The organism is Dactylosporangium vinaceum (assembly GCF_019904175.1).
Taxonomy (GTDB): domain Bacteria; phylum Actinomycetota; class Actinomycetes; order Mycobacteriales; family Micromonosporaceae; genus Dactylosporangium; species Dactylosporangium vinaceum.
The window spans coordinates 3328160-3340375 of sequence record NZ_CP061913.1 but is presented as its reverse complement, the minus strand read 5'-3'; the positions used below and the strand labels follow the sequence as shown (position 1 = coordinate 3340375).

Below are 12216 nucleotides of genomic sequence, written 5' to 3'. Positions count from 1 at the left end.
TGGGGGTGCTGTGCGCGACCAGCCGGTGCGCGTCACCCTCGAGGACGTGGCCCAGGCGGCCGGGGTCTCCAAGGCGACCGCATCGAAGGTGCTCAACAAGCGGCCGAACGTCGACCCGCGCACGCGGGCCAAGGTCGAGCAGACCATCACCGCCCTCGGGTACGTCCCGACGACCGGTCCCCGTGAGTCGACGCCCGACGCCGTCGTCGAGGTTGTCTTCGACTCGATGGTGAGCATGTACTCGCTGCAGGTGCTCAACGGCATCCTGACCGGCGCCCGCGAGCTCGGCGTCGAGATCTGCGTCGACGTCCTGGACCGCTCCGGCACGCCCGGCAACCCCCTCAGCGACGCCTGGCTGCTGCGCGCCGCCGCCCGCCGCCGGATGGGCGTGATCGTGGTGTCGCTGGCCCTGACCGCCGACCAGGTGCGCACCGTCGGCGACCTCGGCCTGTCCCTGGTGTCGGTCGACCTGACGGGCGCCATCGGCACGGGCCTGGCCAGCGTGGCGGCGACGAACTTCGCGGGCGGGACCCAGGCCACCGAGCACCTCGTCAGCCTCGGGCACCGCCGCATCGGCTTCGCCGGCCTGCCCGTCGAGATCGCCGCGTCGCGGGAGCGGCTGCACGGATACCGCAACGCCCTCGAACTGGCCGGCATCGACGCCGACCCGGCCCTGGTCGTGCACGGCGGCTTCACGGCCGAGGCGGGCTGCCGGATGGCCCTGGACCTGCTCTCGCGCCCGGACCCGCCGACGGCGATCTTCGCCGCGTGCGACGGTGCCGCGCTCGGCGTGTTCGAGGCCGCCCGCCGCCTCGGCCGCCGCGTGCCGCAGGACCTCTCCATCGTGGGCTTCGACGACATCGAGCCGGCCAAGCTCTCCTCACCGCCGCTGACCACGGTGCACCAGCCGATCGCCGACATGGGCCGGGTCGCCGTGCGCACCCTGCACACCCTCGCCCACGGCGGCAGCCCCGACTCGATGCACGTCCAGCTGGCCACCCACCTGGTCGTGCGCGAGTCCACGGCCGCCCCGGGCCGGCGCCCGTGAGGCCGGCACCCGGAACGCACCGGCCGAACGGCGATCACGGCTGACCGCAGAGCGGTCCGATCGGTGGCGGGGCGCGTGATGAACTGAACCGTGGCCCGGGCGAACCATCAGGACACGGCGCAGCGGCTCGCCGTGGAGGGCAACCGCCGGCGCGACGGCGGCGACCTCGCCGGCGCGACGGCGGCATGGCAGCAGGCCTTCGCCCTCGACCCGGCGAACTGCTTCGCCGAGGCCGGGCTGGCCCTGGCGCTCGCGGTCCGGGCGAGCGCGCCGGAGCACCTGCAGCAGGCGCTGCTCGCGGCCGAGCGGGCCTTCGCCCGCGCGATGGAGCGCAAGCAGGCGGCCGAGGTCGCCACCGCCCTGAACACCCGGGCCGAGATCCGGCTGCGCCGCGGTGAGTTCGCCGTCGCCGTCACCGACTCCCAGCACTGCCTCGGGCTCGGCAGCGCCGGCTCGCGCGGGCTGCAGGTCAGCGCGCTGCGCCGGATCGGCATCGCCAGCGGGTACCTCGGCCAGGTCGCGCCGGCCTACGACGCGCTGCGCCAGGCGATCGCCGCGGACCCCGACGACCTCGACAGCCGCATGGCGCTGGGCCGGCTGGCCGCCGAGCGGGCCGACCACGACACCGCCATCGCCGAGTACTCCGCGGCGGCCCGGCTCCTCAGCGCCCGCCGGGGGCAGGTGCCGGACGCCGACCTCACGATCAGCTCGCTGCTCAACGACGTCGGCTGCGCGTACACGGCCCTCAACCGGCTCGAGGAGGCCACCGCCGCGTTCCAGTCGGCGCACCGGCACTTCCCGGGCAACCCGTACCCCATCATCAACGCCGCGTTCGCCGCCGGCCGCCGCGGCGACCGGGCGGAGCTGCGCCGGCTGCTCGACGCCGGGCTGAAGGCGGCCGACCAGCACGACACCCACCTGACCCAGGCGATGCTCACCGAGGCGCTCACGAGCCACGACGGCCTCGACGTCCTCGACGCGCTGCTGGACTTCGGGCGCATCACCCACCGGACGTATCTGCAGCACAAGCACGGGCTGCAGCAGCGCAGCGAGCTGTCGGCGCCGACGCCCATCAGCGGGCCCGACCCGGGCACCGGCGCCGCGGTACCGAAGCTGCGAATCCTGCTGCTGTCGGCCAACCCGGTCGGCGACCCGCAACTCGACATCGCCACCGAGGTGCGCCGGATCAAGGAGAAGGTCAGGCTCGCCCGGGACCGCGACAGACTGGAGCTGCTGGAGCACGGCGCGGTCCGCCCGGGCGACCTGCTCCAGCTCCTCAACGAGTGCCGGCCGCACATCGTGCACTTCAGCGGGCACGGCAACGCCGACGGGGAGATCCTGCTCGCGGCCGAGGACGGCGGCAGCACGCCGGTCGGCGCGGCCGCCCTCGGACGGCTGTTCCGGGCGATGCGCGACGACATCCAGGTGGTCGTGCTCAACGCCTGCTGGTCGGCGGCCCAGGCGCGGGCGATCGGCGAGCACGTCGACTGGGTCGTCGCCATGCGCCGCCCGGTCACCGACGACGCCGCGGCCCGCTTCGCCGCCGCCTTCTACCAGGCGTTCGGCTATCAGCTGACGGTGCCCGAGGCCTTCGCGCAGGCGTGTGCCGAGCTCGCGCTGGGCAGGTACCCCGACCCCGACGTCCCGCTGCTGCTGGAGCGCGACGGCGCCGAGCCCCGCCTCCGGTTCGGCCGGTGAGGCGGGGCTCGGCGCCGCGGACGGCTACTGCAGCTCGCTGTAGTCCTCGGCCTCCGGCCGCTCGCGCAGGTGGCGGTTGTTGCGCGGCTCCTGGCGGGTCTTGGAGTCGTTGAGCTTGCGGCGCATGTCGTCGCGGACGTCGTTGAGGGCGGCCCGCAGCTCCTCCTCACCCGAGGTGGTGACGATCTTCGGGTGCCCGGCGATCCAGCACTCCAGGGTCACCTTCTGCCCGGGCGCCTCACGGTCCTTGACGGACACCTCCAGCTCCGTCGCGTCCGCCCCGAACGCGGCGAGCCGGGCGTCGAGCGTGGCGAACTGCTCGGCGATCCAGTTCCGGTCCCCCTGGGAGAACCCGGCACCCACCCGCAGGCACTTGTCGACGGTCGCGGGATCCGCGGCAACACTCATCAGATCTCCTCCTCGAAACGCTTAGGAGATCCCTACCCAGCCGCAGGCCCCGCGAAAACCACACAGCCGTTCGTGGGGCTCTCACTCTCCGCGATCACCGCGTCGAGCCGGTCGCGGGCCGCCTCCAGCCGGGCGATCTGCTCGTCGATGCGCTGCCGCTCATCCCGCAGGATGGCCCGCGACTCGGGCGTGTTGGCCCTGGCGTCCACGCACGGCAGCAGGCCGAGGATCGAGCGGCTGGACAGCCCGGCGGCGAACAGCGTCTGGATGAGCTGCACCCGCTCGACGGCGCTCGGCGCGAAGAGCCGCTGCCCGCTCACGCTGCGCACCGGGGCCAGCAGCTGCTGCTCCTCGTAGTACCGCAGGGCCCGCACCGAGACCCCTGTCGCGCGCGCCACATCACCGATCCGCATGCTTGCCCCTCACGTCAACGTCAGGTTTTAGCGTAGCCCGCATGCAGATCAACGGCTCCGTCGCCCTCGTCACGGGCGCCAACCGCGGCCTCGGCCGCCACTTCGTCAAGCACCTGCTCGACCGGGGCGCGAAGAAGGTCTACGCGACCGCGCGCAATCCTGAAAAGATCGACATTCCGGGGGTACTGCGACTGCCGCTCGACGTCACCGACCCCGCCCAGGTCGCGGCCGCGGCGGCCGCGGCGCCCGACGTCACGCTGCTGGTGAACAACGCGGGCATCTCCACCGGCACGAACCTGGTCACCGGCGACCTGGCCCGCATCCGGGCCGAGCTCGACACCCACTTCTTCGGCACCCTGGCGATGGTCCGGGCGTTCGCGCCGCAGCTGCGGGGCGGCGCGATCCTCAACGTGCTGTCGGCGATGTCCTGGTTCTCCTACGACGGCGCCAACGCCTACAGCGTGGCCAAGGCCGCGCAGTGGGCCCTGACCAACGGCGTGCGCCTGGAGCTGGCCGCACAGGGCACCCAGGTCACCGGCCTGCACCTGGGCGCGGCCGACACCGACATGACGGCCGGCTACGAGGGCGAGAAGGCCGACCCGGCCGACATCGTCCGGGCCGGCCTCGACGGGCTCGAGGCCGGCGCGGCGGAGGTCGTCGCCGACGCGTGGAGCGCCCACGTGAAGGCGTCGCTGGCCGAGGACCCCCGCAAGTTCTACCAGCTGGTCTAGATGCGGTGCATGCCCCAGCCGCCGTCGATCATGATGGTCTGGCCGGTGATGTAGGTGGCGTCGTCGCTCGCCAGGAAGGCCACCAGCGCGCCCACGTCGGTGCGGGTGTCGCCGATGCGCTTGAGCGGCACCTTGGCGAGCGCGGCGCCGAAGCTCTCCGGGTCGTACTGCTCCCACAGCTGCGCGCCCTCGGAGTTGGCGAACGGGCACACGACGTTGACCCGGACGTTCGCCGCACCCCACTCGGTCGCCGCGACCTTGGACAGGCCGCGGACGGCCTCCTTGGCCGCCGCGTACGTCGCCCAGCCGGCCTGCCCCTCGGTCCCCGCGCTCGACCCGAGGTTGACCACCGATCCGCTGCCGGACGCCACCAGATGCGGGAACGCGGCCTTCATCAGCCGGAACGTGGCCCGCGGCCCGGTGTCGAACACCAGGTCGTAGTCCTCGTCGCTGTGCTCGGTGAACGGCCCGGCGGCCCGGGTCGCGATGGCGTTGTTCACCAGCACGTCGAGGCGCCCGAACGCCTCCACGGCCGCGGCCACGATCCGCTCGGCCTGCCCCGGCTCCCGGATGTCGCAGACGAGCGGGGCGACCGTGCGGCCGGCGAGCGCCTCGGTGGTGCGGGCGAGGGTCTCGGCGTTGTGGTCGACGAGCAGCACTGCCGCGCCCCGCTCGGTCAGGGCCTGCGCAATGCCCCGCCCGATGCCCTGCGCCGCCCCGGTGACGATGGCGGCCCGGCCCTCGAGCCCGGCCGGGCTGGCATAGGTGTTGGTCATCGCCCGACCGTAGTCGATCACAGGGCCAGCTTCATGCCCTCGTGTGAGGCGACGAACCCGAGCCGCAGGTAGAACCGGCGCGCGTCCGCCCGCGACTTGTCGGTGGTCAGCTGGACCAGCCCGCAGCCGCGCTCCCGGGCCCGCTCGATCACCCAGCGCATGAAGGCGGCCCCGATGCCGTCGCCCCGCCGCGACCGGGCGACACGCACCGACTCGACGAGCGCGCGCTCCATTCCGTGCCGGCCGAGGCCGGGGATGTACGTCACCTGCAGGCACCCGACGACCGCACCGCGATCCTCGGCGACGAACACGACGTTGCGCGGATCGGCGGCGATGTCCGCGAACGCCCGCTCGTACGCCGCGTCGACGACTGCCACGTCCCGCTCCCGCCCGAGCTCGTCGTCGGCGAGCAGCGCGACGATCGCCGGCAGGTCAGCCCGGACCGCTTCCCGGAAATGCACGCCTCATGCGACCACACCGGCGGTGATGCGGGCCAGCCGGGCCGGGGTGGGCCAGCGCACGTCCCACGCCCAGCCGAGCCGCTCGAAGAGCCAGATGGTGCGGGCCGAGATGTCGATCTGGCCGCGCAGCACGCCGTGGCGGGCGCTTGTGGGGTCGGCGTGGTGCAGGTTGTGCCAGGACTCCCCCATGCTCAGGATGGCCAGGGGCCAGAAGTTGGCCGACCTGTCGCGGGCCGCGAACGGGCGCTCACCGATCATGTGGCAGACCGAGTTCACCGACCAGGTCACGTGGTGCAGGGCGAAGACGCGGATCAGGCCGGCCCAGAACAGCGCGGTCAGGGCGCCCGCCCACGACCAGGAGATCAGGCCGCCGAGCAGCGCCGGCAGGGCCAGCGTCACGATCGTCAGCGGGCCGAACAGGCGGTGCACGACGCGCATGTCGCGGTCGGCCAGCAGGTCGGGGACGAAGCGCTCCTGGTTGGTCAGGTCGCGCTGGAGGACCCAGCCCAGGTGGGCGTGCCAGAAGCCGCGGGCCAGGGCGGCCGGGGACGTGCCGAACAGCCAGGGCGAGTGCGGGTCGCCTCCCTGTCGGCGAACGCGTGGTGGCGGCGGTGGTCGGCGACCCAGTGCAGGATCGGCCCCTGGACCGCCATCGAGCCGACGACGGCGAGGCCGATGCGCAGTGCGCGGCCGGCCTTGAAGGCGCCGTGGGTGAAGTACCGGTGGAAGCCGACTGTCGCCCCGAGGCACGTGAGGACGTAGAAGGCGGCGGCCAGGGCGACGTCGAGCCAGGACAGCCCCCAGCCCCAGGCGAGCGGCACGGCCGCGAGCAGGGCCAGGAACGGCACGATCACGAACGCGTAGACCGCGATGTGCGCCGGGACGGGGCGCTTGCGGCCGAGGATCGGCTTCCCGGCCGGGCTCGTGGGCGTCGTCATGCCCGGACCGTAGCCGCCGGTCATGGCGGGCGCCCCGCGCCCAGGATGCCGGTCCGCGACGGTCAGGTGACGTTACAGGTACACGTCCAGGCGCCCCGAGAACAGCGACGTCGTCTGCAGCCGCTGCTGCTGGATGGCGTCGAAGTTGGCCCGCGCCTCCTCGGCCCGCTGGCGCAGCTGGTCCTCCAGCAGCTGCTGCTGGGCGATGCGCTGCTGGTCCTCCAGGCGCTGCTGGTCCTGGGTCCGCTGGGCGGCGACGCGCTGGTCGTTGAGGCGCTGCTGCTGCAGCTGGTACTGCTGCTCGTCGCGCGCCTGGATGTCGCGCGTGCGGGCGTCCTGCTGGCGGACCAGGTCCTGGCGGTCGGCGGCGCGGGCGTCGTCGGTGCGCTGCTGCTGCAGGCGCTGGTCGTCGAGGCGCTGCTGGGCGAGCCGGTCCTGCTCCAGGTTGTCCTGCATGTCGCGGGACGTCGGCGTGCCCGCGGCCTGTGCGGTAGTTGCGCTCGTGGCGGTCGCCGAGGTCACTGTGGTCTGCGTGACGGGCCCTACCGGTGTGATCGACATGGCAACCTCGCTACTACTTGCATGATCCCGACTACTCAAAGTTACCACGTACGGGTGAAGATCAAACCTGTCCTTGATCGTCTTCCCGGGCCAGCGCGGCCAGGTTGCGCAGCTGGCGGCGCATCATGACCAGGTCCCCGGCGCACAGCAGCGGGCGGGTCGCCGCTTCCAGGAGGCCGCGCGGCTCGGGCAGGTGCAGCTTGGCGACGAGGCGGCAGTGCCGCGGCCCCAGCTCGCGCAGCACATAGGTGACCACGATGTCGCCGAACAGCGCCCGGCCGTCACGCCTGGTGATGCGGAACGTGAGCTGCTCCCCCGGCACGAACGCGATGAGCGTGAAGATCGTCATCCAGCGCTGCCCAGTCGCGAGGTCCTCGACGCCCGGCGTCAGCGCGCGCGGGCTGCGCCGGCCCCGGTTGTCGATCCAGTCGTAGCTGTACGGCGCGACCCGCAGCTGGCACAGCCGCCGGAACGCGACGGAGGCCGGGGCGTGCACGTCGACGGCCCGGTAGTACGCCGCGCGGCCGGGGACCACCGCGTCGCCGCCGAACGCGAGGGCGGTCTCCTCCGGACGGGTACCCCACACTTTTAGAGACATGTCTCTAAAATTAGCACCGCCGTCTCCTCCGCGAGCTCCTCGGCCCGGGCCGGGATCTCGCCCCCGGCCCGCAGGTGCCGCCGGACCAGGGCCGACGGCAGGTCGACGAGCGCGAGCACGACCTTGTCCCGATCCCCGCCGAGGTCGCGCAGCGCGGCGAACGCCCGCTCGTTCATCGCGTCGAGGGCGGCCCGCTCCCCGTCGCTCCAGTGCTCGCGGTCGAAGTCGTCGGCCCGGTACAGCAGCACCCCCGCCTCCCCCGGATGCGCCCGGCACCAGGCCACCACGTGCCGGGCCGCGGCCGCCGGGCGCCCGGAGGCCAGCGCCGCGAAGAACCCGGCCTGAAACCGCTCCACCGTGCGCAGCCACAGCGCCGCGGCGAGTGACGGCCGCCCGGCGAACCGGTGGTACACCGACCCGCTCGGCCCGCCCGCCTCCCGCGCCACCGCCGCCATCGTGAGCGCCTTGGGGCCGCCGGCCCCGACCAGGCGCACGGCCGCGTCCAACAGGCTGTCGGCGTCGTGCCGAGCGGGTCGTCCCATGCCGCCAAACCTACTGACTAGGCTTTAGCCGGGCCGCGCAGAGACGCCGGTCACGTTCCGGAATCGTTGCTGCCGGGTGTTGACTCGTAGTGTCACGGCGGCAGTCCGACGAAAGGCACTCCCCATGTCCAGCGAGACGATCCTGCAGGAATCCGACAACCGGCACGCCCCGCCGGCCACGGTGGTGATCTTCGGCGCCTCCGGCGACCTCACCCGCCGCAAGCTGATCCCAGCGATCGAGAGCCTGGCCCGGCACAACCGGCTCACAGAGCGGTTCGCGGTCGTGGGCGTCGCCCGCACGCCGATGGACGACGAGCAGTTCATCCACAACGTGCTCGGCGAGCGCGGCCTGGCCGGCATGCCGCAGCTGGCCGGAGCCGTGCGCTACATCGCCGGCGGCTACGACGACCCCGAGACGTACAAGAACCTCGCCGCGCTCCTCGACGAGCTCGACGAGCAGCGGGGCACCAGCGGCAACCGGATCTTCTACCTGTCGACGCCCGCAGAGGCCTTCCCGCTGGTCATCAACGGGCTCGCCGGCGCGGGCCTCAACCACGCGCGCGAGGGCTCCTTCGCCCGCCTGGTCATCGAGAAGCCCTACGGCCACGACGAGCGCAGCGCCAAGCAGCTCGACCAGACCGTGCACGCCTCCTTCGACGAGTCGCAGGTCTTCCGCATCGACCACTACCTGGGCAAGGACACCGTCCAGAATGTGCTCGCACTGCGCTTCGCGAACTCCATCTTCCAGCCCATCTGGGACCGCACATGGGTCGACCACGTGCAGATCACCGTCGCCGAAACCCTTGGCGTGGGTACCCGCGGCAGCTTCTACGAGCACGCCGGCGCGATGCGCGACATCGTGCAGAACCACGTGCTGCAGGTCCTCGCGCTCGCCCTGATGGAGCCGCCCGCCTCGTTCGCCGCCGAGGCGGTGCGCAACGAGAAGGTCAAGCTCCTCCAGGCGATCCGCCTCCCCCGCGGCCGCGACATCGACGACATCGCGGTCCGGGGCCAGTACACCCGGGGCGGCACCCGCGAGGAGCTCATGCCCGGCTACCGCGACGAGCCCGGCGTCGACCCCCTCTCCCGCACCGAGACCTACGCCGCCCTCCGCCTGGACGTCGACAACTGGCGCTGGAAGGGCGTCCCGTTTTACGTACGTACGGGAAAGCGCTTGCCCAGCCGGGTGACCGAGGTGGCCCTGCAGTTCCAGCGCCCGCCGCACCTGCCCATCCCCGACTCCCAGCTCACCGAACTCCAGGCCGACGCCCTGATCCTGCGCATCCAGCCCGACGAGGGCATCGCCCTGCGCTTCGGCGCCAAGGTCCCCGGCCACTCCTTCCGCGTGCGCTCGGCGAGCATGGACTTCTCCTACGACAAGACGTTCCGCGAGGAGTCCCCGGAAGCCTATGAGCGCCTGCTGCTGGACGCCCTGATCGGCGACACCACGCTGTTCATCCGCTCGGACGAGGTCGAACAGTGCTGGCGCATCGTCGACCCGATCATCGAACGCTGGGCCCAGGACCCGAGCCCGATCCCCACCTACGAGGCCGCCTCCTGGGGCCCGACCGACGCGAACCGCCTCATCGAACGCAGCGGCCGAGCCTGGCGCAACACGGTCGCGTAGCTGTATCGCCAGCTCCTTGTTTGTGGGGAAGGCTGTATCTCCCCATCCGTGGGGAAGGCTTCGCCTCCACCCACACCCCCCGCACGAGCCGCGCCTGCGGGCGCCCGGCCACGCGGGGCCGGGCATCACACCACGGCCTGTCACGCCCGTCGCCGCACTCGCACACACGCGGCGGCGGGCGCGACCGCCGCACCCACATTGAAGCCGAAGCCACCTGACTCGCGGCAGCCGGCGGCAGCATCATTTGACGATGACCACCAAGCTGCCCATCCGCAACGCCGGCGAGCGCCCGCTGCAACTATGGGTCGAGCCGTACCAGTTCACCGAGCATTTCGCTGACACTCGACCTGAGCCTCGTCGTTTCGACTACTGCATACCGCCGCAAACTCGATGGTGGATCGCGGCTGCGAGGGAACTGGAGATTCAGATCGAGATCGTCACCTACTCGGTCGAGGTGCGAGGCGAGCCGATGGACATGGCGTTCCCGTCGATCGTGGTCCTGGTCCACGGCGGAGTGATCGACGTGGAGGTGACAGACGACGCCGGCGTCGTCCAGGGGCACGCCGACCCACCGCTCAGTCATGTTCCACCGCCGCCGGACCCGTCACGCTGAACAACCGCACCGCATCGACGCACTGGACAAGTTCTAGATCATCAGGCGCTTCCAATCACACGAAGCCACGGGTTCAGGAGCCGCTGCCGTACGGGTACAGCACCGTTGTCCCCTCCGGATTGTGGATCGTGACCGGGAGGCGGCCCGGGGTCGGCGCGCGGCCCGTCAGCACGTCGGCCACGGCGAGCACCGAGACCGGCTGGTAGTCGTAGGCGGCCAGATACGCGGGCGCCGCCGGGAAGTACGCGATGTCGTACGGCCCGCCCACCGCCACCACCACGACCGGCTTCCCCGTCGCCAGCAGCGCCTGGACAAGCGCCACCTGGGTCGGGTCCGACCACGCGTTGTTCGTCGTCACCACCGTGGCATCCGCGGCCTGCGCCGCCGCCACCGCCTGCGCGATAAGCGCGGGCGAAGGCGAACCCGTCCACAGGCGGCCGGCCACGACCCCGCGGGCGTTCAGGGCGTCCGCGAGGTTCTGGGTGGTGCTCACGCCCCAGCCGGTCACGAGCACGTGCGCGCCGGGAGTCACCGGGAGGCCGGTGCCGCGCAGCTTCGTGATGGACTTCGCCGCGATCGTCGACATGGTCGCGGCGTCGGCGGGGGTGCCCACCGCCGGTGCGGCCGGTGCGGGGTGCCACTTGAACAGGCCCAGCTCCTGCTTCATGCGCAGGATGCGGCGTACCGACTGGTCGATCCGCGCCTCGGACAGGCGGCCCGACGCGACGGCGTCGAGCACGGCCTGGATGGCGGCCGGCGGGTCGGCCGGCATCAGGAGCTGGTCCACGCCGGCGTCGATGGCGCGCAGCACGATCTGGTCGCCCGGGATGGCGGCCAGGGCGGCGGCGTCCAGGGCGTCGGTGATCACGACGCCGTCGTAGTGGAGCCGGTGGCGGAGCAGGTCGGTGACGATCGGGCGGGACAGGCTGGCGGGGGTGCCGGTCGGGTCCAGGGCGGGGGCGACGATGTGGGCGGCCATGATGCTGGGGACGCCGGCGGCGATCGCGGCCTGGAACGGGGGGATGTGGGTGGTCAGGATCTGGTCGCGGGTCTCGTTGGTGACGGCGACGCCGTTGTCGGTGTTGACTGTCGTGTCGCCCAGGCCGGGGAAGTGTTTGGCCTGGGCGCCTATGCCGGCCAGGCGGTAGCCGGCGACAGCGGCCGCGCCGAAGAGGGACACCGGGGCGGTGCGGTCGCCGAACGCGCGGGGGCCGTCGGCGGCGTTGCGGGGGTTGGTGTTGACGTCGACGACCGGGGCGTCGACGACGTTGATGCCGAGCTGGAGGAGTTCGGTGCCGCTGACCTCGGCCGCACGCAGGGCGCCCCGCGGGTCCTGGGTGGCGCCGATCGCCATGTTGCCGGGCGACACGGCCAGCGGGGCGCCGATCCGGTTGACGATGCCGCCCTCCTGGTCGGTGCTGATCTGCAGCGGGATGCCGGTGTCGGCCCGGGCCGCCGCCTGCAGGCCGTTGGACAGGCCGGCGATCTGGGCGGGGTTGGCGAGGTTGCCGCTCCACGTGAAGTAGATGACGCCGCCGAGGTGGTAGCGGGCCACGACCTCGGCGCCGGTCGCGACGCCGTACTTCGCCGTGTTGCTGGCCGAGGCGGTCGTTGCGCTGTCGCCGTACACGTAGCCGACGAACAGCTGCCCGACCTTCTCCGGCAGCGTCATCCCGGCCAGCGGGTCGGCCGCGGTCACGGGAGCAGCCGAGGCCGCCGAGGGCAGGCCGGTCACCGCGAGCGCAAGAACGGAGCAAACAACCAGAGACCGCCGCAACATGTACCAATAAGACACTCATCGA

At 72.4% G+C, this 12216-nt stretch carries 14 protein-coding genes; 5 read left to right on the top strand and 9 right to left on the bottom strand.

The window, feature by feature from the left end:
• Nucleotides 1–10 precede the first annotated feature (10 nt).
• Both Dvina_RS14800 and Dvina_RS14795 read left to right on the top strand, forming a co-directional pair.
• Nucleotides 11–1048, top strand: coding sequence for a LacI family DNA-binding transcriptional regulator (locus Dvina_RS14800; protein WP_223103058.1), 1038 nt, complete (start codon nucleotides 11–13; stop codon nucleotides 1046–1048).
• A 90-nt stretch (nucleotides 1049–1138) separates the two neighbouring features.
• Nucleotides 1139–2746 carry a CHAT domain-containing protein gene (locus Dvina_RS14795; RefSeq protein WP_223103057.1) on the top strand — a complete coding sequence of 536 codons (1608 nt, stop codon included), beginning with the start codon at nucleotides 1139–1141 and terminating at the stop codon, nucleotides 2744–2746.
• 24 nt (nucleotides 2747–2770) lie between these two features.
• On the opposite strand, the gene Dvina_RS14790 is transcribed toward Dvina_RS14795, so the two are convergent.
• Complete coding sequence (locus tag Dvina_RS14790; RefSeq protein WP_223103056.1) at nucleotides 2771–3154, bottom strand: HPF/RaiA family ribosome-associated protein; 384 nt, start codon at nucleotides 3152–3154, stop codon at nucleotides 2771–2773.
• Between the two features lie 32 nt (nucleotides 3155–3186).
• Complete coding sequence (locus Dvina_RS14785) at nucleotides 3187–3567, bottom strand: MerR family transcriptional regulator (RefSeq protein WP_223103055.1); 381 nt, start codon at nucleotides 3565–3567, stop codon at nucleotides 3187–3189.
• A 41-nt stretch (nucleotides 3568–3608) separates the two neighbouring features.
• Here Dvina_RS14785 and Dvina_RS14780 point away from each other — a divergent pair, with 41 nt between their 5' ends.
• The gene (locus tag Dvina_RS14780; RefSeq protein WP_223103054.1) at nucleotides 3609–4298 is read left to right on the top strand and encodes an SDR family oxidoreductase; all 690 of its coding nucleotides are present in this window, start codon (nucleotides 3609–3611) and stop codon (nucleotides 4296–4298) included.
• Here Dvina_RS14780 and Dvina_RS14775 read toward each other — a convergent pair.
• The 6 genes from Dvina_RS14775 to Dvina_RS14750 all read right to left on the bottom strand — a co-directional run bounded on the left by Dvina_RS14775 (nucleotide 4295) and on the right by Dvina_RS14750 (nucleotide 8174).
• Nucleotides 4295–5074: an SDR family NAD(P)-dependent oxidoreductase gene (locus tag Dvina_RS14775; RefSeq protein WP_223103053.1), complete on the bottom strand. Its 780-nt coding sequence runs from the start codon at nucleotides 5072–5074 to the stop codon at nucleotides 4295–4297. The genes Dvina_RS14780 and Dvina_RS14775 overlap by 4 nt on opposite strands.
• Before the next feature lie 17 nt (nucleotides 5075–5091).
• Complete coding sequence (locus tag Dvina_RS14770; RefSeq protein ID WP_223103052.1) at nucleotides 5092–5535, bottom strand: GNAT family N-acetyltransferase; 444 nt, start codon at nucleotides 5533–5535, stop codon at nucleotides 5092–5094.
• Between the two features lie 3 nt (nucleotides 5536–5538).
• Nucleotides 5539–6285 (bottom strand): acyl-CoA desaturase, encoded by a 747-nt coding sequence (locus tag Dvina_RS55700; RefSeq protein ID WP_223103051.1) that lies wholly within the window; start codon nucleotides 6283–6285, stop codon nucleotides 5539–5541.
• A gap of 260 nt (nucleotides 6286–6545) precedes the next feature.
• Nucleotides 6546–7034: a cell envelope integrity TolA family protein gene (locus Dvina_RS14760; protein ID WP_223103050.1), complete on the bottom strand. Its 489-nt coding sequence runs from the start codon at nucleotides 7032–7034 to the stop codon at nucleotides 6546–6548.
• 61 nt (nucleotides 7035–7095) lie between these two features.
• Nucleotides 7096–7632, bottom strand: a complete 537-nt coding sequence (locus Dvina_RS14755; RefSeq protein ID WP_223103049.1) for a hypothetical protein — start codon at nucleotides 7630–7632, stop codon at nucleotides 7096–7098.
• Nucleotides 7623–8174, bottom strand: coding sequence for a TetR/AcrR family transcriptional regulator (locus Dvina_RS14750; RefSeq protein WP_223103048.1), 552 nt, complete (start codon nucleotides 8172–8174; stop codon nucleotides 7623–7625). The genes Dvina_RS14755 and Dvina_RS14750 overlap by 10 nt, the downstream gene beginning before the upstream one ends.
• Before the next feature lie 124 nt (nucleotides 8175–8298).
• On the opposite strand from Dvina_RS14750, the gene zwf reads away from it, so the two are divergent.
• A complete protein-coding gene (gene zwf / locus Dvina_RS14745; RefSeq protein ID WP_223103047.1) occupies nucleotides 8299–9801 on the top strand; it encodes a glucose-6-phosphate dehydrogenase in 1503 nt (500 codons plus the stop codon).
• A 250-nt stretch (nucleotides 9802–10051) separates the two neighbouring features.
• Nucleotides 10052–10414 carry a hypothetical protein gene (locus Dvina_RS14740; RefSeq protein ID WP_223103046.1) on the top strand — a complete coding sequence of 121 codons (363 nt, stop codon included), beginning with the start codon at nucleotides 10052–10054 and terminating at the stop codon, nucleotides 10412–10414.
• 73 nt (nucleotides 10415–10487) lie between these two features.
• Here Dvina_RS14740 and Dvina_RS14735 read toward each other — a convergent pair whose 3' ends face one another.
• Nucleotides 10488–12113, bottom strand: a complete 1626-nt coding sequence (locus Dvina_RS14735; RefSeq protein ID WP_223103045.1) for a glycoside hydrolase family 3 protein — start codon at nucleotides 12111–12113, stop codon at nucleotides 10488–10490.
• Between the last annotated feature and the right edge of the window lie 103 nt (nucleotides 12114–12216).